This is a genomic window from Pseudomonas sp. F8002, from assembly GCF_013385495.1.
Taxonomy (GTDB): domain Bacteria; phylum Pseudomonadota; class Gammaproteobacteria; order Pseudomonadales; family Pseudomonadaceae; genus Aquipseudomonas.
Map to the genome: position 1 here is coordinate 262,161 of NZ_JACAPW010000015.1, position 23,308 is coordinate 285,468.

Here is a 23,308-nt window from a genome sequence, read left to right on the forward strand (position 1 = left end):
CGCAGCAACGGATATGTACACCACACCACAACGCCCCCCTGTTGGCCCACCTCTTGCTAAAGAATCCCCACAGGTAGCCAACGGCGGTTGCCCCCTCCACGACAAAGACGTCGCACACCCGGTTTGCCCCAGCGAACCCGGTGGCGGCGTTTTTTCGTTTTGGCCCCATAGCCCGGGGCCGATGGGGCGGCCACAGCCGTTCCATCACCAGGCCTTCTCATAAGACCCCTTACCGCTGAGGTGCGTGATGAAATCAAGCTTCTGGAAATCCGGTCACACCCCGACCCTGTTCGCCGCGTTCCTGTATTTCGACCTGAGCTTCATGGTCTGGTACCTGTTGGGCCCATTGGCGGTACAAATCGCCGCCGACCTGCACCTCACCACCCAACAACGCGGCCTGGTGGTCGCCACCCCCATCCTGGCCGGCGCAGTGCTGCGGTTCCTGATGGGCATGCTCGCCGACAAACTCTCCCCCAAGACCGCCGGCCTGATCGGCCAGGTGATTGTCATCGGCGCCTTGTTCGTCGCCTGGAAACTCGGAATCCACAGCTACGAGCAAGCCCTGCTGCTGGGCATGTTCCTCGGCATGGCGGGAGCCTCGTTCGCCGTCGCCCTGCCCCTGGCGTCCCAGTGGTACCCCGCCGAGCACCAGGGCAAGGCCATGGGCATCGCCGGCGCCGGCAACTCCGGGACGGTGTTCGCGGCCCTGCTGGCACCGGTACTCGCCGCCGCGTTTGGCTGGAGCAATGTGTTCGGCTTCGCACTGATCCCGCTGATCCTGACGCTGATCGTCTTCGCCTGGCTCGCCCGCAACGCCCCGCAACGACCCAAGGCCAAGTCCATGGCCGACTACTTCAAAGCCCTGGGCGACCGCGACAGTTGGTGGTTCATGTTCTTCTACAGTGTGACCTTCGGTGGTTTCATCGGCCTGGCCAGCGCCCTGCCCGGCTATTTCAACGACCAATACGGCCTGAGCCCGGTCACCGCCGGCTACTACACCGCCGCCTGCGTATTCGGCGGCAGCCTGATGCGGCCTTTGGGCGGCGCCCTGGCTGACCGTTTCGGCGGGATTCGCACCCTGCTCGGCATGTACGGCGTGGCAGCGATCTGCATCGCGGCGGTGGGGTTCAACCTGCCAAGCTCCTACGCAGCACTGGCGCTTTTTGTGTGCACCATGCTCGGTTTGGGTGCCGGTAACGGTGCAGTCTTCCAACTGGTGCCCCAACGTTTTCACCGCGAGATTGGTGTGATGACCGGCCTGATCGGTATGGCCGGCGGCATCGGCGGTTTCGCCCTGGCGGCGGGCATGGGCGCGATCAAGCAAAGCACCGGCAGCTATCAGTTGGCGCTGTGGTTGTTCGCCAGCCTGGGCGTGCTGGCCTGGTTCGGCCTGTACGGCGTCAAGCGTCGCTGGAGAACCACCTGGGGCTCGGCTGCGGTGACGGCTGCACGGGTCTGATGAGCCTGCAACTGAGCTTCGCCCAAGCCAGCGCCACCGGCCCACGGCAGGAAAACCAGGACGCCTTGCGCCTGGTCACTCCCGCCCCGGAGCTGGCCGCCAGCAAAGGCTACTTGTGTGCCATCGCCGATGGCGTCAGCCAATGCGCCGATGGCGGACTGGCTGCACGCTCGACCTTGCAAGCGCTGGCCCTGGACTATTACGCCACGCCGCAAACCTGGGGCGTGGCCCAGGCCCTGGAGCGCTTGCTGGTGGCCCAGAATCGCTGGCTGCAAGCCAACGGCGGCGGTCAGCCGTTGCTGACCACCCTCAGCGCCCTGGTGTTTCGCGGCCAGCGTTTCACCCTGGCCCATGTGGGTGATTGCCGGGTGTACCGCTGGCTCGATGGCCAGTTGCAGCGCCTGAGCCAGGAGCATGTGTGGGAGCAACCGGGCATGCAGCATGTGCTCAAGCGCGCCATGGGCCTGGATCAGCATCTGGTGCTGGATTTCCTCGACGGCGAGTTGCGGGCAGGCGAGTGTTTCCTGCTGCTCAGCGACGGCGTGTGGGCGACCCTGGATGACAACAACATCAGCGCAATCCTGCGGGAACAGTCGGACCTGGACCTCGCGGTAAACACCCTGGTCAGCGCCGCGCACCTGGCCGGTAGCCAGGACAACGCCAGCGCCCTGCTGGTCCGCGTCGACCAGCTTGGCGCCGCCACCCTCGGCGATGCGCTGGTGCAGTTGCAGCAATGGCCCCTGCCGCCCCCCCTGAAACCCGGCCAGCGCTTCGAAGGCTGGCACGTAGAGTCGCTGTTGGGGCAAAGCCGCCAATCCTTGCTCTATCGGGTGCGCGATGCCCATCAACAGGCGTGGCTGCTGAAGACCTTGCCGCTCAGCCACGACGATGACGTGTTCGCCGCCCAGGCATTGCTGTCAGAGGAATGGTTCCTGCGCCGGGTCGCCGGCCGCGCGTTTCCTGAAGTCCATCCAGCCAGTGGCCGTCAGCATTTGTACTACGTGATGCGTGAATACTCCGGCCAAACCCTGGCCGAACTGTTCAAGCACCAGGGCCCATTGCCCCTGGCGCAGTGGCAAACCCTGGCCGAGCGCCTGTTGCGTGCCGTCGGGCTGCTGCACCGCCGGCAGATCCTGCACCGCGACATCAAGCCGGAAAACCTGCTGCTGGCCGAGGATGGCGAATTGCGTGTGCTGGACTTCGGCCTGGCCTACTGCCCCGGGCTCTCGGAGGATCGCGCGCACCTGTTGCCTGGCACGCCAAGCTTTATCGCCCCGGAAGCCTTCAACGGCGAACGCCCTACCCCGCAACAGGACCTGTATAGCGTAGGTGTGACCTTTTATTACCTGCTCACCGGGCATTACCCCTACGGCGAAATCGAAGCTTTCCAGCGTCCCAGGTTCATTACGCCTGTCGGCGCCAGCCGCTACCGCCCCGACCTGCCCGACTGGCTGCAACAGAGCCTGGAGCGCGCAGTCGCCGCGCAACCCGAGCAGCGTTATGAAACTGCCGAGGAATGGTTGCTGGTACTGGAGCAGGCGGATCGCCGCGAGTTGAGCACGCGACCAAAACCGCTGCTGGAGCGCGAACCGCTGAAGGTCTGGCAAACGTTGGCCGTGCTGTCGTTGCTGATCAATCTGGTGCTGTTGTACTGGCTGTTGCACCACTAAGAGGCGAATTTTCTCGATACATCGCCGCCTCACTTAGCAAAACCGGCCAAAATCCTACTTGGCACAACCGCTGCATTAGCTTTCCCATCAACACACATATAGCCGCACCTTCAACGTCGAAGGTCGGGCTTCCCGAGAGAACGGGACCAGGACAAAGGCGTCCTCGCTACTTACGTAGCGGGGACGCCTTTTTTTGTTGCGCACGATTTGTCGAGCCACTGCGGAGAACGACATGAAGAAACTCAAACTGGTGATGATCGGCAACGGCATGGCCGGGGTTCGCACCCTTGAAGAATTGCTCAAGCTGAGCAGCGACCTGTACGACATCACCGTTTTCGGCGCCGAGCCCCACACCAATTACAACCGCATTTTGCTGTCGCCGGTGCTGGCCGGTGAGCAGACCTTCGAAGAGATCGTGCTCAATGATTTGAGCTGGTACCTCGATAACAACATCAAGCTGTTGCTTAACCGCAAAGTGGTGCAGATCGACCGGGTCAAACGCAAAGTCATCGCCGAAGACGGCAGCGAGGCCGAGTACGATCGCCTGCTGATCGCCACCGGCTCCACGCCGTTTATCCTGCCGATCCCGGGCAATACGTTGCAGGGTGTGATCGGCTACCGCGACATCGCCGACACCCAGGCCATGATCGACACCGCCAAGACCCACAAGCACGCGGTCGTCATCGGCGGCGGCCTGCTGGGCCTGGAGGCCGCCAACGGCCTGATGCTGCGTGGCATGCACGTGACCGTGGTGCATATCGGCGAGTGGCTGCTGGAACGGCAACTGGACAAGACCAGCGGCCAGTTGCTGCAAACCGAACTGGAAAGCCGTGGCCTGGTGTTTCGCTTGAAGGAGCAGACCGAGGCGCTGCATGACGCCGGCAACGGCCGCGTCGGCTCGGTGCAATTCAAGAATGGCGATGTGATCCCCGCCGACCTGGTGGTGATGGCTGCGGGCATTCGCCCCAACACCGAACTCGCGGAAAAATCCGGCATCCCGTGCAACCGCGGGATTCTGGTCAACGACACCCTGCAAACCTACGACCCGCGCATCTATGCCATCGGCGAATGCGCCAGCCATCGCGGGATTGCCTACGGCCTGGTGGCACCGCTGTTCGAGCAGGCCAAGGTCTGCGCCAACCACCTCGCCCAACTGGGTTTCGCGCGCTATCAAGGCTCGGTGACTTCGACCAAATTGAAAGTCACCGGCATCGACCTGTTCTCCGCCGGGGACTTCATGGGCGGCGAAGGCACGGAGACCATCACGCTTTCCGACCCGATTGGCGGTGTGTACAAGAAGCTGGTGATCAAGGACGACATCCTCGTCGGCGCCTGCCTGTACGGCGATACGGCTGACGGCGGCTGGTATTTCCGGCAGATCCGTGAGAACCATGCCATTGGCGAGATTCGCGATCACCTGATGTTCGGTGAAAATGCTTTGGGCGATGTAGGCCACCAAGGCCAGGACAAAGCCATGAGCATGGCCGACACCGCCGAAGTCTGCGGCTGCAACGGCGTGTGCAAGGGCACCATCGTCAAGGCGATTCAGGAACACGGGCTGTTCAGCGTCGACGATGTGAAGAAGCACACCAAGGCCGCGAGCTCCTGCGGTTCCTGCGCCGGGCTGGTGGAACAGATCCTGATCAACACCGTGGGCGGCGCGGCGGACGTCAAACCGAAAAGCGAAAAAGCCATCTGCGGCTGCAGCGACCTCAACCACGGGCAAATCCGCCAGGCCATCCGCGACCAGCACCTGCTGACCATCGCCGGCACCATGAGCTACCTGAACTGGCGCACCCCGAACGGCTGTGCCACCTGCCGCCCGGCACTCAACTACTACCTGATCTCCACTTGGCCCGGCGAGGCAAAAGACGATCCGCAATCGCGCCTGATCAACGAACGCGCCCACGCCAATATTCAGAAAGACGGCACCTACTCGGTAGTCCCAAGGATGTGGGGTGGTGTGACCAATCCGTCGGAACTGCGGCGCATCGCTGATGTGGCCGACAAGTACAACGTGCCGATGGTCAAGGTCACCGGCGGGCAGCGCATCGATTTGCTCGGCATCAAGAAGCAGGACTTGCCCGGCGTATGGAAAGACCTCGATATGCCATCCGGCCACGCCTACGGCAAATCCATCCGCACCGTGAAGACCTGCGTCGGCAGCGAGTTCTGCCGCTTTGGTACGCAGAACTCGACGCAACTGGGGATTGAGCTGGAACATGACCTGTTCAATATGTGGTCGCCCCACAAGGTCAAGCTGGCAGTGTCCGGCTGCCCGCGCAACTGCTCGGAAGCGGGGATCAAGGACGTTGGAATCATCGGCGTCGATTCCGGCTGGGAGATGTACATCGGCGGTAACGGCGGGATCAAGACCGAGGTCGCCGAGTTCTTCGTCAAGCTGAAAACCGCCGAAGAAGTGCGCGAATACAACGGCGCTTTCCTACAGCTCTACCGGGAAGAAGCCTTCTACCTGGAGCGCACCGTGCACTACCTGCAACGGGTCGGCATGGAGCACATCAAGAAGGCTGTACTGGAAGACCCGGCGCGGCGCCAGGCACTGAATGAACGCCTGCAATTCTCCCTGTCGTTCGAGCAGGACCCGTGGAAAGAACGCCTGGAACAGCCGCTGCTGAAAAAGGAATTCGACACCATCCCCGTCAAACTGCTGGAGGTGCCGGCATGAACTGGCTGGATATCTGCGCCCTCGAAGAAATCAACGCCCTGGGCTCGCGCATCATCAGCGGGCCAAAAGGCGACATCGCGATTTTTCGTACCAGTGACGACGAGGTTTTCGCCCTCGACGACCGCTGCCCGCACAAGGGTGGCCCGCTGTCCCAAGGCTTGATCTACGGCAAGCGCGTGGCCTGCCCGCTGCACAACTGGCAGATCGACCTGGAGTCCGGGGAGGCCCAGGCACCGGACGTCGGCTGCGCCCATCACCACCCGGCCCGTGTGGAAAACGGCCGGGTGATGTTGGCCCTGCGGGACGCCGGTTGATGAACCGCCAGACCACCGCGTCCACCTGCTGCTACTGCGGGGTCGGTTGCGGCGTACTGATCGAGCATGATGGCTCGCAGATCCTCGGCGTCAGTGGCGATCCGAGTCATCCGGCCAACTTCGGAAAATTGTGCAGCAAGGGCTCCAGCCTGCACCTCACCGGAGACCTCGCGGCCCGCGCGTTGTACCCGGAACTGCGGCTGGGCAAAGGCCTGGCCCGCAGCCGCACCGACTGGGATACCGCCCTGGAGCACGCGGCGAACGTGTTTGCCGAAACCATCGCTGAACACGGGCCGGACAGCGTCGCGTTCTATATTTCCGGGCAGTTGCTGACCGAGGATTACTACAGCTTCAACAAACTGGCGCGGGCGCTGGTGGGCACCAACAACATCGACAGCAACTCGCGGCTGTGCATGTCTTCGGCGGTGGTCGGCTACAAGCGCAGCCTGGGGGCCGACGCGCCACCGTGCAGCTACGAGGACCTGGAGTCGAGCGACTGCGTGATGATCGTCGGCAGCAATATGGCCTACGCGCATCCGGTGTTGTTCCGACGCCTGGAGGAAGCCAAGGCCCGCCGGCCACAGATGAAAGTGCTGGTAATTGATCCCCGGCGCACCGACACCTGCGACTTGGCAGACCTGCATCTGGCGATTTTGCCGGGTACGGATGTCGCATTGTTCCATGGGATCCTGCACTTGCTGTTGTGGGAAGACTGGATCGACCGCGACTTTATCCAGGCCCATACCGACGGCCTGGTCGAACTCAAACGCCTGGTTCACGACTACACACCGCAAATGGTCACGCAGTTGTGCGGGATCAGTGTCGAGCAACTGCGTCTGTGTGCGGAATGGGTCGGCACCTCGGCGAGTTTTCTGTCGTTGTGGTGCATGGGGCTCAATCAGTCCACCGCCGGCAGCGCGAAGAACAGCGCCTTGATTAACCTGCATTTGGCGACCGGCACCATCGGCCGCCCTGGCTGCGGACCTTTCTCCCTGACGGGTCAGCCGAATGCCATGGGTGGGCGGGAAACCGGCAGTTTGTCGAATTTACTGCCTGGCCATCGTGAGGCTGCCAACCCCGAACATCGGGCAGAAGTTGCCGCGTATTGGGGGGTCGACCAACTGCCGGCCAGCACCGGGCTGACCGCCATCGAATTGTTTGAACAGATGCAGGCCGGCAAGATCAAGGCCTTGTGGATCGCGTGCACCAACCCCGCCCAATCCCTGCCCGACCAGAACACCGTGCGCCAGGCCCTGGAAGCGTGTCCGTTCGTGGTGCTACAGGAAGCCTTTCGTACAACCGAGACGGCGCGTTACGCCGACCTGTTGCTGCCAGCCGCGAGCTGGGGCGAGAAGGAAGGCACAGTGACCAACTCTGAGCGGCGCATTTCCCACGTTCGCCGAGCCATCGCCCCACCTGGGGAGGCGCGGCCGGACTGGGCAATCACCGTGGATTTCGCCCAACGCCTGGAGCAGCGTCTTTGTCCCGGAAAATCGGGACTTTTTGCCTTTGAGCAACCGGCGCAGATCTTTGATGAATACAAGCTGCTGACCCGTGGGCGGGACCTGGACCTGTCGGGTATCAGCCACGCGCTGCTGGACCGGATAGGCCCGCAGCAATGGCCATTCCCGGCCGATGCTGTGGGCGGAACACCAAGGCTGTACACCGACGGATTTTTCCCTACGGAGACTGGCCGGGCGCACTTTGTCGCCGACCCTTATCGCGCCGCCAAGGAGCAGCGTGACGCGCGTTTCCCACTCACCCTGATCACCGGCCGCCTGCGGGACCAATGGCATGGCATGAGCCGCACCGGCACCGCTGCGCAGCTGTTCGGCCATGTCAGTGAAGCAGTGCTCAGCCTGCACCCGGACGAACTGCGTCGCCATCGCTTGAAGGAAGGGGATCTGGTCAGCCTGAAAAGCCGGCGCGGCAGCGTGATTGTGGCCGTCGGCAGCGATGACAGCGTGCGTCCCGGCCAGGCTTTCCTGCCGATGCACTGGGGCGACCGTTTTCTTAAAGGCGGCGTAAATGCGCTGACCCAGCCGGCATTCGACCCGCTGTCCAAACAGCCGGAACTCAAGCACAGCGGCGTGCGCCTGGAGGTGGTGCAACTGCCCTGGCACTTGTTTGCGCTGATTGAAGGCGATGTGCAGCAACACTTCGAAGCGTTGCGACCGCTGTGTGACGGCTTTGCCTACGTCAGTCTGAGCCTGACCGGACGCGAGCGGCCTGCCCTGCTGATTCGTGCGGCGCATCACGAGGCGCCCGCCCTTGACCTGCTCAAGCAGATCGACCAACTGCTGGGCCTCAACGACGGCCCCGTGATGGCGTACGACGACCCGCGGCGCTCCATTGGCAAGCGGGTAAAGATTGAAAAAGGCCGTATCACCGCGATCCGCCTGGCTGGCGAAACCCTGGCTCGCCACTGGCTGCAAAGCCTGTGGCTGGAAGGTCGCACCGATGAGCAGTTACGCCGCTGGTTGTTGGCGCCATTGAGTGCGCCACCGGGGGGCGTCTCGAGCAGCAACAAGACGCTGTGCAACTGCAAGAACGTCAGCGAAAGCGCGGTCTGCGCCGGCATTGCCCGGGGCCTGGACCTGAACGGGCTGAAGCAGGAACTGGGTTGCGGCACGCAATGCGGCTCCTGTGTGCCGGAAATCAAACGGTTATTGGCGAGCGGCAAGCAGCCAATCGCGATCAGAGTGTGAGGCAAGCATATGAGCGCAAAAGTCTGGCTGGTGGGCGCAGGCCCCGGCGATCCGGAACTGCTGACACTCAAGGCGGTGAGAGCCCTGCGGGAAGCCGATGTGGTGCTGATCGATGATCTGGTCAACCCGGCGCTGCTGGAGCATTGCCCCGCTGCACGGCTGATCACCGTGGGCAAACGCGGTGGCTGCCGTTCCACCCCACAGGCGTTTATCCATCGCCTGATGTTGCGTTATGCCCGGCAGGGTAAGTGCGTGGTGCGGCTCAAGGGCGGCGACCCGTGCATTTTTGGTCGCGGCGGCGAAGAGGCGGCGTGGCTCAGGCAGCAAGGGGTGGAAGTGGAGTTGGTCAACGGCATTACGGCAGGGCTGGCCGGGGCAACGAACTGCGATATTTCGCTGACGTTGCGCGGTGTCAGCCGTGGCGTCACGTTGGTCACGGCCCATACCCAGGACGACAGCAGCCTCAATTGGCGGGCCCTGGCCGAGGGCGGCACGACGCTGGTGATCTATATGGGGGTGGCGAAACTGGAGGAAATCCGCCGGCAATTGCTGGAAGGTGGCATGAGCGATGACATGCCGGTGGCGATGATTGAAAACGCTTCACTGCCACAACAGCGCGAATGCCGCAGCAGCCTCGCCCGGATGCAGGATGATGCGCACGAATTCGCGCTCAAGAGCCCGGCTATCCTGGTGATTGGCCGGGTTGCGCAAGCGACGCAGGCGCTTGCGGCCCTGGCCAGCGCCACGGCCTGAGGCAAATTGCAGGCGAAAAAAAGCCCGGCCTAAGCCGGGCTTTTTTCTACAACTCAGTAATTACTGAGCTGCTTGTGCTTCTACCGAGGCTTCTACGCGACGGTTGATAGCACGGCCAGCTTCAGTCGCGTTGTCAGCAACTGGGCGGGATTTGCCATAACCAACCGAGCTTACACGGTTAGGAGCGATACCGTCTTTGACCAGGACTTGCTTAACAGCGTCAGCACGACGCTGGGACAGCTTCTGGTTGTAAGCGTCAGGACCGACGGAGTCAGTGTGACCTTCAACAACGGTGGTGGTTTGTGGGTACTGTTTCATGAAGTCAGCGAGGTTTTTCACGTCGCCGTAGCTGTTAGGCTTAACAACCGACTTGTCGAAGTCGAACTTCACGTCCAGCTCAACACGAACAACCTGAGCAACCGGAGCTTCTGGCTCTGGGGTTGGCTCTGGAGCTGGTGCTGGGGTAGGAGCTGGAGCAGTTTTGCCAGCGTTGCCGCCGAAGTTTACGCCCAGGCCAACCAGTGCGGAGTAGTCCCACTTGCCGTTGTCGATAGCGTAGTCAGCTTCAACACCAGCACGTGCGAACAGGTTGTCGGTGAAGTAGTACTTCACACCAGCGCCAGCGATAGCCAGGGTCGATTGATCGCGACCTTTGTGACCATCAGCTTCAACGTTGGTACGGCTCTGGTGGCCGAAACCGCCCTCTACGTATGGACGCAGGGAGTCGACGCCAGCTTGACCGAAGTGGTACTGGGCAGTAACGCTGCCGGTATCACCTTTGATCTTCTGGTTGCCAGTACCGTCGTTCGAACGGGTGTGGTTGGTAGTGTCGTAGTTCAGGTTGATCGACACGTCGTCGGTCAGGAAGTAACCGATGCTGGCGCCAGGATTGAAGCCGTCTTCGATATGTTTGACGCTATCGTTGAACTGCTTTTTGTAAAACAGCTGGCCTTCAACTGCGCCTTGGCCTTGTGCCAGAGCGCCGACAGAAGTGGCAGCAATAAGAGTACCAATGGCCAAGCCCAAGGTGTTTTTCAGTTTCATCCGTTAAATCCCCATCTGGTGATTGTAAAGCAGTCCCACATACCGGGGGACAACTCGGCGACAAGTCTAACAGAACTTGCCTACACGTAAGAGATATTTGCCACGCACTAAGTTTCAGTGCTGCCCGCAAATTTCTCACGTAATTTATCAAGAGCGCGTTTGTAACGCATTTTTGTAGCACTCAAACCCATATGCATGATGTCAGCGATTTCCTGAAACTCCAGCTCTGCGACAAATCGTAGCACCAGAATTTCCCGGTCAATCGGATTCACATGCACCAACCAGCGATCGAGTCCGCCCTTTTCTTCCGGGGTAGGCGCCTTTTCCTCAGACGCTTCCTCAAGGGGGTCCAGACTCAAAGCATCCATCAAGCGACGCTTTCGCCGTTCCTTCCGATACTGCGTGATGCACTCGTTGTACGTGATGCTATAGAGCCATGTCTTGAACTTCGATTTTCCCTCGAAGTTCTTCAGGCCGTATAGCACCTTGAGCATCACTTCCTGACAGACATCATCCGCATCTCTATCGTTCCCTAAATACCTTGAACAAACGTTGAACAGAGTGCGTTGATACCTGCGCATCAATTCTTCGTACGCGCGTGTTACGTGAAACAGCTCCGTGTGCGAGCGCGCGACCAACTCCTCATCAGAGAGCTCACGGGGGTCATAGCGCGTGGACAGCGTTTGGGCTTTATTCAAAACAAGTCGTGCCGACAGTCAGGTCAATGTCCGCCATGGCCTGGATACCCAGGTTTGCGGCGGCGTACATTAGCAGGATTCGCCGGGTTAGCGGCTAGTCACATGCTGTTCCAGCAGGATCCGGTTCGAAAGCGAAACCAGTTCGCCATCGTCCGTCAGCACTGTCGTCTTGACCGTGCCGATCTCCTCGATCTGCCCTTCGACCTCGCCCACACGCACTTGTTGCCCAACCTGATATAGCTCACGCACATAGATTCCCGCAAGAATCTGCCCGGCAATTTCCCGGCTTCCCAGTCCCATGGCCAGCGCAACGGCCAGACCAACGGTAATCAAAACAATCACAATCACATGGTTCAGCAGGTCGGTCTTGACCTCCAACTGGCTGATCGCGACCGAAATACTGATGATAATCACCAGACCCTGGGCAATTCGCCCCAGGCCGCTGGCGTAATCCAGACCCACGCCTTCAGCCGCGCCACGCACCAGGCCATTGGCCAGTTGCGCCAGCAAAACCCCTACCAGCAACACCAGCGCGCCACCGAATACTTTCGGCAAATACAGCGCCAGCATGTCGAGCGTAGCTGAAACTCGCTCAAGTCCAAGGGATTCAGCCGCAGAAACCAGAAAAATCAGTAAAACAAACCAATAAACGATCTTGCCGATCAGTGTCGAGATCGGCACTTGCAACCCGGCACGCCCCAAAATCTTGGTCAGGCCGGTGCCACCCATCAATCGATCAAGACCCAGCTTGGCCAGCAACTTGGAAAGCAGGGTGTCAAGCAGCTTGGCCACGACAAAACCCAGCAGTACCACCACCAGTGCACCAAACAGGTTGGGAATGAAATTCGCCACCTTGGTCCACAACGCAGTCATTGCAGTTACCAGACTCTGGGTCCAGAGATCGAGTTCCATATTCATTCAGCCTTATCAGCAGTGCGAGCAAGAGGTTTACGACGGGAAACCGGTGAGACATGGGCCGAACCATTGTTCAAGGCCATCATCAACGCCGGCAACCAGCGGCCAAGCAGACCGAACAGATCCCCAGCCCCGACCTGGCGGTTGGCGGTTTTCAAGACGCGACCCAGGCAAGCATCGTCGTCCCGGTTGGACGGCGAGGCATTGAGCATGTCACGCAAAGACTGTTCGAACGGATCGTGCATAAAAAACCTCTCGCAAGTGATTTAAAAGACGAGGGTAAAATTCTTCGGGTCACATGACCTCTTTCCACGTTCAGGTCACATTCAGCTCAAACCCAACGTAACCGTCGAAACAACCACCATTGCCCGACCGCCACCGTGACCATCATCAGGCAGGCAATCAGGAACCCGTAAGGGCTGGAAGAGAACGGAATACCGCCTACATTGATGCCCAGCAAACCGGTCAGGAAACTCATCGGCAGGAAGATCCCGGTGATGATCCCGAAGCGGTACATGGTGCGGTTCATGCGCAGGCTCAAACGCCGGTCTTCGGTCTCCAGCACAAGCCCCACGCGCTCCCGGGCCAGCTCAAGCTCTTCCAGGTAGCGGGTCAGGCTGTTGTTCAATTCGTTCCAGTAGTCAGCATCGTCGTCACAGAACCAGGGCAATTTGATCCGGGTCAACTGCGCGAAAATATCCCGCTGCGGCGACAAGAAACGTTTAAGCCCGGCGGCGCGCCGACGGATCTGCAAAACGCTGCCGTGCTCCGGAGTATACCGTTCGTCGGCATCCAGTTTTTCTTCTTCGATATCGACGATTTCGGACAAGTCGCTGACCAGATCCTGAACCTTGTTGGTCAGGTACTGCGCCATATACAGGACCAGTTCCGAGGAAGTCTTCGGCCCCTTGCCGTCCGCCAGTTGCACCAGCAACTCGTCGGTGGCGCGCAATGGGCGCAAACGCAGGGAAATCACCCGCGCTGCCGAGGCAAAGATCCGCACCGAGACCATGTCTTCCGGTTCGGCGCCGGGATTGAGGTTGACCCCGCGCAAAAACAGCAGCAGTTCGGCATCCGGCAGCGGCAACAGGCGTGGGCGAGTGTTCTCCTCCAGCAGCAGGTCACAGGCGAATTCGCTGAGGCCGCTGGATTTGCGCAACCAGGTCTGGGTCTGGGGATGGCTACGGTCCCAATGCAGCCACAGGCTTTCCTGAGGCTGCAGTTTCAGCTCATCAAGCTCTGTCCGGGCAATCGAACGCGCACCACCTTTACCGTCCAGCACCAGGGCGTGCACCAGCCCCCACTGCGCGTTTTCTTCCTCGAACATCCTCACCCCTGTCGGCTACTGCTGTTTATTCAGGCATCTTCAGCGGGCTGGGGGAGACGATCACACCGTTATTGTCGGCGTACACGTACTCGCCCGGGCGGAAGGTCACGCCGGCGAATGTCACCGCCACGTTCAAATCGCCAATACCGCGCTTGTCAGTCTTCATCGGGTGGCTGGCCAGGGCCTGCACGCCCAGGTCGGTCTGGGCGATCACGTCGACATCGCGGATGCAGCCGTAGATCACCAGCCCTTCCCAGCCGTTTTTCGCGGCTTTCTCGGCGATCATGTCGCCCAGCAACGCGCGGCGCAGGGAACCTCCACCATCGACCACCAGCACCTTGCCGGCCCCATTGAGCTCGGCTTGTTCCTTGACCAGGGAATTGTCTTCAAAGCACTTGATGGTCACGATCTCGCCACCAAAGGAGTCCCGGCCGCCGAAATTGCTGAACATCGGCTCAACCACCTGCACCAGCTCCGGATAGGCGTCACACAGGTCGGGGGTAAGGTAATGGTTCATCGAGAAACTCCTGTAGGTGAAAGAAGGTGTCAAACATCCCACTGTTTACTTACATCTGGAAACGCTTTGCCGTGAAGGTTCTTTAATCCGGGCCGAATAGTCAGGCCCATCGGATAGCAACGCAAGACCCACTGCGCGACTGAATATGACCAGAACCACCCAACGCGTCATATCTTAGCCTCTACGGCAAACAAGCGAAACGCCCCTGATAGAGCCTTGCGCTCAAACCGCTGCCAGTTCCTGCGCCTGCGCCCCCAGCAAAGGTGTAAGCGGATTTTTCAACCAGCGCGTCACCAGCGGCCACACTTCAGCCTGGGCGGCCTTGCTGACGAGCATCTCGACATGCCCGAAATCCCCGCTGAACCCTTGCTGGCGCCCCAGGCACAGGTATTGGCGATGCTCGGAGCCGACCTGCTCAAAGAGCTTGCGACAGGCCCAGTCCGGGTCCTGGTGATCGCCGGCGGCGCTCACCGCCAACAGCGGCACGTCAACCTCGGCCAGGCCTTTCCACCAATCCTGTTTACCTTCGCCAAAGCGGCCGAACAGCCCATTCCAGCGCATGGCTTCAATCAATACGCCCGCCGGCTCGTCCTCCGGGCCGCGTTTCCACCGAGCGCCGGACAATTGGCCGAAACGTTTCAAGAGCAGGCGACCGGTCCACTCCACCGGTGGCAACTTCAACGGCCAATGCGTGCGACTGACCTGGCAGCCAAACAGCGCCACCGAGGCCACTGCCGGCGCGCCAAGGTGCTGCCCACCCAGGGCCGCAGCCAGGGTTGTGCCACCCAGGGAATGCCCGATCCAGTGGGGAATCTGCCCGCTTTGCTCACGCACGAAGGCGGCAATGGCCGGCAAGTCGTAGCGAGCATAGTCGGCGACACGATTCCTGGCGTAGTCCTGGTTGCGCCGGGACAGCCCGTGACCGCGCATTTCCGGGATCCAGACGTCAAACCCTTCGCGCGCCAGGCAGGCGCCCAGGCCGATCCCCTTGGGCGAGTACCAGAAGCGGCGGTTGGAAAAACTGCCATGCAACAAAACCACCGGCACGCCCCGGTTTTCCGGGACGTCAGCCAGGCCCAGGCGGGTCACGGCCAGCTCGACGGTACCGTCAGGGCTGTTGCCGGGTTTCAGCCGATACACATCTTCACTCAGGTCGCCACGACGCTCAGCGCTGATCAAGGCGACGGGAAACAGGTTGCTGCTGCTTTGCATAATGCTCTTGCACAAAAAAGGGCGGCGTCCGGAAGGAGTTCCGCCCTGTACAGAATGAGAAATGCCGGCCAACCGCAAGGTTGACCGGCACTTTTGGGTGTTGCGTGTTACGCCTGGGCTTGGCCTTCAGCCAGGAAGAACCAGGTTTCCAGTACGGAATCGGGGTTCAGCGAGACGCTTTCGATGCCCTGCTCCATCAGCCACTTGGCCAGGTCCGGGTGATCGGAAGGGCCCTGGCCGCAGATCCCGATGTACTTGCCGGCCTTGTTGCACGCCTGGATGGCGTTGGCCAGCAGCTTCTTGACCGCAGGGTTACGCTCGTCGAACAGGTGGGCGATGATCCCGGAGTCGCGGTCCAGGCCCAGGGTCAGCTGGGTCAGGTCGTTGGAACCGATGGAGAAGCCGTCGAAGAACTCCAGGAATTCTTCAGCCAGGATGGCATTGGATGGCAGCTCGCACATCATGATGACGCGCAGGCCGTTCTCGCCACGGGACAGGCCGTTTTCAGCCAGCAGGTCCACCACCTGGCTCGCTTCACCCAGGGTGCGCACGAACGGCACCATGATTTCGACGTTGGTCAGGCCCATCTCGTTGCGCACGCGCTTGAGGGCACGGCATTCCAGCTCGAAGCAGTCGCGGAAGGCTTCGCTGATGTAGCGCGAGGCGCCACGGAAGCCCAGCATCGGGTTTTCTTCTTCCGGCTCGTAAAGCTTGCCGCCGATCAGGTTGGCGTACTCGTTGGACTTGAAGTCCGACAGGCGCACGATGACCTTTTTCGGGTAGAACGCCGCTGCCAGGGTGCTGATGCCTTCCACCAGCTTCTCGACGTAAAAGCCCACCGGGTCGTTGTAGCCGGCGATGCGCTTGTCGACGCTTTCCTTGATGTCCGGCGGCAGGCCGTCGTAGTTCAGCAGGGCCTTGGGGTGCACACCGATCATGCGGTTGATGATGAACTCCAGGCGGGCCAGGCCCACACCGGCGTTCGGCAATTGCGCGAAATCGAAGGCGCGGTCCGGGTTGCCGACGTTCATCATGATCTTGAACGGCAGGTCGGGCATGGCGTCGATGGAGTTTTGCTTGATATCGAAGCCCAGCTCACCTTCGAAGATGAAGCCGGTGTCGCCTTCAGCGCAGGACACGGTTACGCCCTGGCCGTCTTTCAACAGTTGGGTGGCGTTACCGCAACCGACCACTGCCGGAATCCCCAGCTCGCGGGCGATGATCGCCGCGTGGCAGGTACGCCCGCCACGGTTGGTGACGATGGCGCTGGCGCGCTTCATCACCGGTTCCCAGTCCGGGTCGGTCATGTCGGAGACCAGCACGTCGCCTGGCTGTACCTTGTCCATCTCGGACACGTCCTTGATGATCCGCACCTTGCCGGCGCCGATGCGCTGGCCGATGGCACGGCCTTCCACCAGCACGGTGCCGGTTTCTTTCAACAGGTAGCGTTCCATGACGTTGGCCGAGGTGCGGCTCTTCACGGTCTCAGGGCGGGCCTGGACGATGTACAGCTTGCCGTCGTCACCGTCCTTGGCCCATTCGATGTCCATCGGGCACTTGTAGTGCTTCTCGATGATCATCGCCTGCTTGGCCAATTCGCTGACTTCGGCGTCGGTCAGGCAGAAACGCGCGCGTTCGGCCTTGTCGACATCAACGGTTTTCACCGAGCGACCGGCCTTGGCCTCGTCGCCGTAGATCATCTTGATGGCCTTGCTGCCCAGGTTGCGGCGCAGGATGGCCGGGCGGCCGGCTTCAAGAGTGTGTTTGTGGACGTAGAATTCGTCCGGGTTCACCGCGCCTTGTACGACGGTTTCGCCGAGGCCGTAGGCGCCGGTGATGAACACCACGTCGCGGAAGCCCGATTCGGTGTCCAGGGTGAACATCACGCCGGCGGTGCCGGTTTCCGAACGCACCATGCGCTGCACACCGGCAGACAGGGCCACCAGCTTGTGGTCGAAACCCTGGTGTACGCGGTAGGAAATAGCACGGTCGTTAAAGAGGGAGGCAAACACTTCCTTGGCTGCGCGGATCACGTTTTCCACGCCGCGGATGTTCAGGAAGGTTTCTTGCTGGCCGGCAAAGGAGGCGTCCGGCAGGTCTTCGGCGGTGGCCGAGGAGCGCACGGCGACAGCCATGTCGGGGTTACCGGCCGACAGCGTGGCAAACGCGGTGCGGATCTCGGCGTTGAGCTTCTCGGGGAATTCGGCTTCCATGATCCATTGACGGATCTGGGCGCCAGTCTTGGCCAGGGCGTTGACGTCATCGACGTCCAGCGCATCGAGGGCGGCATGGATCTGATCGTTGAGGCCGCTCAACTCAAGGAAATCACGGTAAGCCTGGGCAGTGGTGGCAAAACCACCTGGCACCGATACACCGGCACCCGCAAGATTACTGATCATCTCGCCCAGGGATGCGTTCTTGCCCCCTACGTGCTCTACATCATGGACGCCGAGCTTATCGAGGGAAACTACGTACTCTACCAAGGTGATCTCTCCACTTTCTGTGTTGGAAAAGCTCAGGACGCCGGCGGCTCAGTAGGAGCGGTTACCGGCGTTTGTGGCCTGGACCTGGAAAATAAGTGAGAATGCGGCCCACTGCGGGACGGCAAAATCGCGCCTATCATATCCAAGATTCGTCATCAGCTTAAGGCCCAAGGCTCAAATGAAACGATCTGCTTTCTTTATCTCCGACGGCACCGGCATTACAGCCGAAACCCTGGGTCAAAGCCTGCTGGCGCAGTTCGAAAACATTACCTTCAGCAAATTCACGCGACCCTATATCGATAGCGTGGATAAAGCGCGAGCCATGGTACAACAAATCAATCTGGCGGCCGAAAAAGACGGATTTCGTCCGATCATTTTCGACACCATCGTCAATCAGGACATTCGTGAGATCCTCGCCACCTCCAATGGTTTCATGATCGACATCTTCTCTACCTTCCTGGCGCCGCTGGAACAAGAGTTAAGTGAACATTCGTCATACTCTGTCGGAAAATCTCACTCCATTGGCCATAACTCCAACTATATGGAGCGGATCGAGGCGGTGAACTTCGCCCTCGACAACGACGACGGCGCCCGCACCCACTACTACGACAAGGCTGATTTGATCCTGGTGGGCGTGTCCCGCTGCGGCAAGACGCCGACCTGCCTTTATATGGCCATGCAGTTCGGGATTCGCGCGGCCAACTACCCGCTGACCGAAGACGACATGGAGCACCTGACGCTGCCGAGCGCCCTGCGCGCGCACCAGCACAAGCTGTTCGGGCTGACCATCGACCCGGACCGCCTGACGGCGATTCGCAACGAGCGCAAGCCCAATAGCCGTTACTCCAGCTATGCGCAGTGCGAATTTGAAGTGCGGGAGGTGGAAAATCTGTTCCGCCGGGAAAATATTGCGCACATCAATTCCACGCATTTTTCGGTGGAAGAGATTTCGGCGAAGATTCTGGTGGAGAAAGGGGTGGAGCGGCGGTTCAAGTAACTCCGCGCTCTGGCCAAGGTGCTTGTGTGGCGAGGGAGCTTCGGTGGCGAGGGAGCTTGCTCCCGCTCGACGGCGCAGCAGTCGCAAACCAGACGACTGGTATTTAGTGAATGGCTTTGGGGCTGCTTCGCAGCCCAGCGGGAGCTTGCTCCCTCGCCACAGGGGTCATGTTCACAACAAGCTGTTGGGTTCACAGGTGAAACCGCCCCCCGCCCTGCCCCAGCGCCGTCGCCAGCGCATCGAACCCATCCAGCAACAACTGATCATCCCCCGACGTATTGCAGATACTCGCCCGAATGAATTGCGGCACCGCTGTCTGCCCCACGGCAAACGCTTCGGCTGTCGCAATCAGGTAATTGTTCTGCTTTAACTCCGCTTCGATTTCCGACGCGCGCCATGGCTCCGGGACTTCGATCCAGAAGTGCGGGCTGTTCAGGTGAGTGCGGTACTCCAGCCCGATCAACAAACCTTCCACCAGTGCCTTGCGGCGGCTGATTTCCTGGATCTGCTGGTGCAACAGGTGTTCCGCCGTGCCGTTTTCGATCCACTGGGTCGCCAGTTCCAGGGTGACCGGCGTGGCCATCCAGCAGGTGGAACGCAAGGCCGCAGAAATCCGGCTGACCAGCGCCGGCGGTGCATGCACGTACCCAACCCGCAAGCCTGCCGATACCGCCTTGCTCAGGCTGCTGATCAGAATCGTACGCTCCGGGGCAAAATGACTCAGGGGCGGCGGACGGTCTTCCACCAGCACACCGTGGGCCTCATCCTCGAGAATCAGCAGGTTGTGTTCCCGACAGACCTTCACCAATGCCTCACGGCGCGGGACCGATAGCACCGCTGTCGTAGGATTCTGGATGGTCGGCGTGCAGTACAACGCCGACACCCGGTGATTGCGGCAGACTTCATCCAGCGCCCCCGGCAGCAGCCCTTCTTCATCCATTTCCAGGCCGATCAGGCGGATGCCCAGCATGCGCGCGGCGGTGATCAGCCCTGGATAGGTCAACTGTTCGGTCACCACCGTATCGCCGGCTCGCAACAGCGCCATCATTGCGCAGAGCAACCCATGCTGGCCGCCGTTCACGCAAATCACCTGCTCGGGAATCGGGTGGAAATCCCGCTGCACCAGCCACTGCGCACCCGCCGCCCGGTAACGCGGCAGCCCGGCATCCGGGGTGTAGGCACTGATGTCCTGCAAGAACTTGGCGTTGTTCGCCAGCGTCTGGAAGCTCTGGGCCAGAAACGTGGTCTCCTGCCCGGGGATGTGCATGTTGCGGCTCATATCAAAGTATTGCCGCGGCTCGTCGCTGAAGTTGCGAAAGCCTTCATCCCGCTGGCGCTCCATCCCACGCTTGCGTACGAAAGTGCCGTCGCCCACCCGCGCAACTACCAGCCCCAGGCGTTCCAGCTCACCGTAGGCGCGGCTGATGGTGCCAATGGTGACCCCCAGATTGTCGGAAAGCACCCGATGAGGCGGCAGTTTTCTTCCCGGTTCAATCAAGCCTTCAAGGATGCCTCGCTCCATGACATCGGACAGGCGCTTGTACTTCACGCCCTGCCCGTTGGAGAGTCCCTCTCGCATAATTGACACCATGTCAATATTTGTTTTGACAGCCATCATTCGCCCTAATAGTGTGCTTTTACGGGTTCAATCACCGAATCATGGCACTCAATATAGAGGTCAATTCGGTCTCATGGAAGCAATGTCACGATGCCAATGTCCGCCGTTCTCGAAAATGCTGAAAAAACAAAAACTCACAAGCAGTGGTTGGCCGGGCTGATTACCAGTGTGATGTTCCTGATCGTGTGTCTCAGCTGGGGCACTACCTGGCTGGGCATCAAGATCGCCGTGGAAAGCGTGCCACCGCTGACCTCCGCCGGGCTGCGGTTCCTGATCGCGTTTCCGCTGTTCCTGTGTTTCGCCTGGGTGCGCCGCGAGCCGATCCTGTTTCCCCGGGAAAGCCGCTGGTTCTTCGTGTTTGTGACGCTGTCCTACTTCAGCGTTCCGTATTACCTGCTCAACTACGGCGAGATGCATGTCTCGTCCGGCCTCACCGCGCTGCTGTTCAGCTGCATGCCGGTGTTTATCCTGATTTTCTCCGCGCTGTTCCTGCGCGAGCGCATCTACTTTTCCCAGGTGATCGGCATCGCCATCGGGTTCGGCAGCCTGTACATGATCATCAAGAGCCAGGGCCTGCATCTGGACCATGCCGAGTTCTTCGGCGTGCTGGCGATCCTCGCCGCCGCGATCATGCATGCCTTGTGCTACGTGATTACCAAGAAACAAGGCAGCGCCATCAGCGTGATCACCTACAACACCCTGCCCATCGGCATCGCCGGGTTGATGCTGTTTGTCGCCGGGCTGTGGTTTGAAACCCCGACCTTTGAAGACATCACCCTGCGTTCCTGGAGTGCGCTGTTCTACCTCGGGCTGGTGGCCTCGGTGGGCGGTTTTATCGTGTATTTCATGCTGCTCAAGCGCCTGAGCCCGATCATTTTGTCCTTCGTGTTCATCATCTTCCCGGTGTTCGCGGTGATCATCGGGGCCTGGTACGAGGGCGTGCAGATTTCCAGGGACCTGATGATGTATTCGGCGATCCTGCTGGCCGGCTTTGCCATCACCAAGCTGCCCATCGAAAAGCTCCTGGCGAAGAAAAACTGAGATGAAGGTCCTGAGCCCAAGCGCACTGGAGCAGATCTACGCCCACGCCGACCGCAGCTACCCCGAGGAATGCTGCGGTTTCGTTTTCGCCGATGGCAGCGTGTACCTGGGCAGCAACATCCAGAACGAGCTGCACAGCAAGAACCCGGATATGTATTCACGCAGCGCCGCCAACGGCTACACCTTTTCGGTGGCCGACACGCTGATGATGAACAAGGCGTTTCGCAGTGATAACCCGGTGGTGGTGATCTACCACTCCCACCCTGACGTCGGCGCGTATTTCAGCGACGAAGACCAGGACAAGGCCCTTTTCATGGGCGAGCCGATCTACCCCGTAAGCTACCTGGTGGTGGATGTTCGCCAGGGCAAGACCCAAGGTTCCAAGCTGTTTGCCTGGGATGGCAAACACTTCGCCCAAAAACCCTTCAACGACCTGCAAACGGAGTTGTGCATGAACGCTGTCTCTTTCCCCGACATCCTGGTCCGCGTGGCCAAGCTGCCAGCATCGACCCTCGAGGGTGCCGGATCGACATTGCGCGAAGTCATTGAAAACCTGTGCATCGAGCACCCGCAATTGCGGGCGCACCTGCTCTACGAGAACAACCAGCTCAAGGAACACTTCCTGTTCACCGCCGAAGAGGAACTGATCGACGCCAACGACCGGTTGCCCGAAAAAGCCAAAATCGAAGTGTTGCTGGCCACTTCCGGCGGCATGGACGTCGACCAACTGAGCAACGAAGAAGTGCAGCGCTACGTGCGCCACATCACCCTGCCCGGCGTCGGCCGCGAAGGCCAGTTGAACCTGAAGAAAGCCCGCGTGCTGATCATCGGCACCGGCGGCCTCGGTTCGCCCATCAGCCTGTACCTGGCGGCAGCCGGCATCGGCACCCTGGGGCTGGTGGATTTCGACGTGGTGGAAAGCAGCAACCTGCAACGCCAGATCGTCCACGGCAACAGCACCCTGGGCCTGCCCAAGGTCGAGTCCGCCAAGCAGCGCTTGCAGGACCTCAACAGCCACATCCAGATCAACACCTACGACACCGCCTTCAACACCGACAACGCCCTGGAACTGGTGGGCGCCTATGACCTGGTGATCGACGGCACCGACAATTTCGAAACCCGCTACCTGGTCAACGACGCCTGCGTGCAGTTGGGCAAGCCGTTGGTGTACGGCGCCATCTACCGCTTCGACGGGCAGATCAGCGTGCTCAACTATAAAGGCGGGCCGTGCTATCGCTGCCTGTTTCCCCAGGCACCACCGGCGGAACTGGCGCCCAACTGCAGCGCCGGCGGGGTCATCGGCGTATTGCCCGGGGTGGTCGGGATGATCCAGGCCACCGAGGCGATCAAGCTGCTGATCGGCATTGGCGAACCACTCTCGGGCCGGCTGATGCGCTTTGATGCGCTGGCGATGAAGTTCAGCGAGATCCGCTTCAAGCGCCGCGCCGACTGCCCTTGCTGCTCGGAACTGCGCCACAGCCAAACCATCGCCCCCGCCGTCTGCGCCGACGCCCTGCCAAGCCAACCTTCCCTGGCCGAAGAACGCTACATCAAGCCGCGGGTGCTCAAGCAACTGCTCGAGCAACACAGCAAGGCCGACGTACTGCTGGATGTGCGGGACGCCAGCGAGCTGGAAGTGTGCAAGTTGCCGGGGGTGGTGCACATCCCGCTGGCCGAGCTCGACGGGCAACTCGCCAACCTCAGCCGCGACAACACCCACTACCTCATCTGCTACGCCGGGACCCGCGCGGAGCAAGCCGCCAGCACCTTGCTGGCCGCCGGATTCGCCAACACCAAAGTACTGCAAGGTGGCATGAAACACTGGGTTCGCGACGTCGAACCCGACATGCCTTTGTACTGATCAGC

The 23,308-nt window shown here is 60.6% G+C and carries 18 protein-coding genes; 9 read left to right on the forward strand and 9 right to left on the reverse strand.

What is annotated here, in order from left to right:
• Positions 1-247: 247 nt before the first annotated feature.
• From HX811_RS12910 to cobA, 6 genes are all read left to right on the forward strand, one after another.
• A complete protein-coding gene (locus HX811_RS12910; protein WP_003215029.1) occupies positions 248-1,459 on the forward strand; it encodes a NarK/NasA family nitrate transporter in 1,212 nt (403 codons plus the stop codon).
• Positions 1,459-3,129, forward strand: a complete 1,671-nt coding sequence (locus tag HX811_RS12915) for a bifunctional protein-serine/threonine kinase/phosphatase (RefSeq protein ID WP_177046127.1) — start codon at positions 1,459-1,461, stop codon at positions 3,127-3,129. The genes HX811_RS12910 and HX811_RS12915 overlap by 1 nt, the downstream gene beginning before the upstream one ends.
• A 232-nt stretch (positions 3,130-3,361) precedes the next feature.
• Entirely contained in the window at positions 3,362-5,815 is a 2,454-nt protein-coding gene (nirB, locus tag HX811_RS12920) for a nitrite reductase large subunit NirB (protein ID WP_003215025.1), read from the forward strand.
• Positions 5,812-6,129 carry a nitrite reductase small subunit NirD gene (nirD, locus tag HX811_RS12925; protein WP_003215022.1) on the forward strand — a complete coding sequence of 106 codons (318 nt, stop codon included), beginning with the start codon at positions 5,812-5,814 and terminating at the stop codon, positions 6,127-6,129. The genes nirB and nirD overlap by 4 nt, the downstream gene beginning before the upstream one ends.
• On the forward strand, positions 6,129-8,837 hold the full coding sequence (locus HX811_RS12930) for a nitrate reductase (RefSeq protein WP_177046129.1): 2,709 nt from the start codon (positions 6,129-6,131) through the stop codon (positions 8,835-8,837). The genes nirD and HX811_RS12930 overlap by 1 nt, the downstream gene beginning before the upstream one ends.
• Positions 8,838-8,846: 9 nt before the next feature.
• Positions 8,847-9,590 carry a uroporphyrinogen-III C-methyltransferase gene (gene cobA / locus HX811_RS12935; protein WP_177046131.1) on the forward strand — a complete coding sequence of 248 codons (744 nt, stop codon included), beginning with the start codon at positions 8,847-8,849 and terminating at the stop codon, positions 9,588-9,590.
• Between the two features lie 60 nt (positions 9,591-9,650).
• Here the strand turns inward: cobA and HX811_RS12940 are convergent, their stop codons facing one another.
• The 8 genes from HX811_RS12940 to ppsA form a co-directional block, all read right to left on the reverse strand.
• Positions 9,651-10,634, reverse strand: coding sequence for an OmpA family protein (locus tag HX811_RS12940; protein ID WP_003215016.1), 984 nt, complete (start codon positions 10,632-10,634; stop codon positions 9,651-9,653).
• Between the two features lie 107 nt (positions 10,635-10,741).
• The gene (sigX, locus tag HX811_RS12945) at positions 10,742-11,332 is read right to left on the reverse strand and encodes an RNA polymerase sigma factor SigX (RefSeq protein WP_003215014.1); all 591 of its coding nucleotides are present in this window, start codon (positions 11,330-11,332) and stop codon (positions 10,742-10,744) included.
• Between the two features lie 87 nt (positions 11,333-11,419).
• Complete coding sequence (locus HX811_RS12950) at positions 11,420-12,244, reverse strand: mechanosensitive ion channel domain-containing protein (protein ID WP_008432650.1); 825 nt, start codon at positions 12,242-12,244, stop codon at positions 11,420-11,422.
• A gap of 2 nt (positions 12,245-12,246) precedes the next feature.
• The gene (locus HX811_RS12955) at positions 12,247-12,492 is read right to left on the reverse strand and encodes a hypothetical protein (RefSeq protein ID WP_003215011.1); all 246 of its coding nucleotides are present in this window, start codon (positions 12,490-12,492) and stop codon (positions 12,247-12,249) included.
• 86 nt (positions 12,493-12,578) lie between these two features.
• Positions 12,579-13,574 carry a zinc transporter ZntB gene (locus HX811_RS12960; protein WP_177046134.1) on the reverse strand — a complete coding sequence of 332 codons (996 nt, stop codon included), beginning with the start codon at positions 13,572-13,574 and terminating at the stop codon, positions 12,579-12,581.
• Between the two features lie 25 nt (positions 13,575-13,599).
• Positions 13,600-14,091, reverse strand: coding sequence for a ribonuclease E activity regulator RraA (gene rraA, locus HX811_RS12965; protein ID WP_003215007.1), 492 nt, complete (start codon positions 14,089-14,091; stop codon positions 13,600-13,602).
• A gap of 222 nt (positions 14,092-14,313) precedes the next feature.
• The gene (locus HX811_RS12970; RefSeq protein ID WP_177046136.1) at positions 14,314-15,303 is read right to left on the reverse strand and encodes an alpha/beta fold hydrolase; all 990 of its coding nucleotides are present in this window, start codon (positions 15,301-15,303) and stop codon (positions 14,314-14,316) included.
• Between the two features lie 107 nt (positions 15,304-15,410).
• Entirely contained in the window at positions 15,411-17,786 is a 2,376-nt protein-coding gene (ppsA, locus tag HX811_RS12975) for a phosphoenolpyruvate synthase (RefSeq protein ID WP_003215003.1), read from the reverse strand.
• Between the two features lie 178 nt (positions 17,787-17,964).
• Between ppsA and HX811_RS12980 the strand changes: the two genes are divergently transcribed.
• Entirely contained in the window at positions 17,965-18,783 is an 819-nt protein-coding gene (locus HX811_RS12980; RefSeq protein WP_003215001.1) for a pyruvate, water dikinase regulatory protein, read from the forward strand.
• Between the two features lie 190 nt (positions 18,784-18,973).
• Here the strand turns inward: HX811_RS12980 and HX811_RS12985 are convergent, their stop codons facing one another.
• Positions 18,974-20,398, reverse strand: a complete 1,425-nt coding sequence (locus HX811_RS12985) for a PLP-dependent aminotransferase family protein (RefSeq protein WP_102370226.1) — start codon at positions 20,396-20,398, stop codon at positions 18,974-18,976.
• Positions 20,399-20,548: 150 nt separating this feature from the next.
• Between HX811_RS12985 and HX811_RS12990 the strand changes: the two genes are divergently transcribed.
• Complete coding sequence (locus HX811_RS12990; protein ID WP_166742189.1) at positions 20,549-21,442, forward strand: DMT family transporter; 894 nt, start codon at positions 20,549-20,551, stop codon at positions 21,440-21,442.
• Position 21,443: 1 nt separating this feature from the next.
• Positions 21,444-23,303: a molybdopterin-synthase adenylyltransferase MoeB gene (moeB, locus tag HX811_RS12995; RefSeq protein WP_134325939.1), complete on the forward strand. Its 1,860-nt coding sequence runs from the start codon at positions 21,444-21,446 to the stop codon at positions 23,301-23,303.
• Positions 23,304-23,308 lie beyond the last annotated feature (5 nt).

What these genes read in the sequence shown, in the direction of transcription:
- HX811_RS12910 (WP_003215029.1), top strand. Translation starts at nt 248, where the DNA reads ATGAAATCAAGCTTCTGGAAATCCGGTCACACCCCGACCCTGTTCGCC.
- HX811_RS12915 (WP_177046127.1), top strand. Translation starts at nt 1,459, where the DNA reads ATGAGCCTGCAACTGAGCTTCGCCCAAGCCAGCGCCACCGGCCCACGG.
- nirB (WP_003215025.1), top strand. Translation starts at nt 3,362, where the DNA reads ATGAAGAAACTCAAACTGGTGATGATCGGCAACGGCATGGCCGGGGTT.
- nirD (WP_003215022.1), top strand. Translation starts at nt 5,812, where the DNA reads ATGAACTGGCTGGATATCTGCGCCCTCGAAGAAATCAACGCCCTGGGC.
- HX811_RS12930 (WP_177046129.1), top strand. Translation starts at nt 6,129, where the DNA reads ATGAACCGCCAGACCACCGCGTCCACCTGCTGCTACTGCGGGGTCGGT.
- cobA (WP_177046131.1), top strand. Translation starts at nt 8,847, where the DNA reads ATGAGCGCAAAAGTCTGGCTGGTGGGCGCAGGCCCCGGCGATCCGGAA.
- HX811_RS12940 (WP_003215016.1), bottom strand. Translation starts at nt 10,634, where the DNA reads ATGAAACTGAAAAACACCTTGGGCTTGGCCATTGGTACTCTTATTGCT.
- HX811_RS12950 (WP_008432650.1), bottom strand. Translation starts at nt 12,244, where the DNA reads ATGGAACTCGATCTCTGGACCCAGAGTCTGGTAACTGCAATGACTGCG.
- HX811_RS12955 (WP_003215011.1), bottom strand. Translation starts at nt 12,492, where the DNA reads ATGCACGATCCGTTCGAACAGTCTTTGCGTGACATGCTCAATGCCTCG.
- HX811_RS12960 (WP_177046134.1), bottom strand. Translation starts at nt 13,574, where the DNA reads ATGTTCGAGGAAGAAAACGCGCAGTGGGGGCTGGTGCACGCCCTGGTG.
- rraA (WP_003215007.1), bottom strand. Translation starts at nt 14,091, where the DNA reads ATGAACCATTACCTTACCCCCGACCTGTGTGACGCCTATCCGGAGCTG.
- HX811_RS12970 (WP_177046136.1), bottom strand. Translation starts at nt 15,303, where the DNA reads ATGCAAAGCAGCAGCAACCTGTTTCCCGTCGCCTTGATCAGCGCTGAG.
- HX811_RS12980 (WP_003215001.1), top strand. Translation starts at nt 17,965, where the DNA reads ATGAAACGATCTGCTTTCTTTATCTCCGACGGCACCGGCATTACAGCC.
- HX811_RS12985 (WP_102370226.1), bottom strand. Translation starts at nt 20,398, where the DNA reads ATGGCTGTCAAAACAAATATTGACATGGTGTCAATTATGCGAGAGGGA.
- moeB (WP_134325939.1), top strand. Translation starts at nt 21,444, where the DNA reads ATGAAGGTCCTGAGCCCAAGCGCACTGGAGCAGATCTACGCCCACGCC.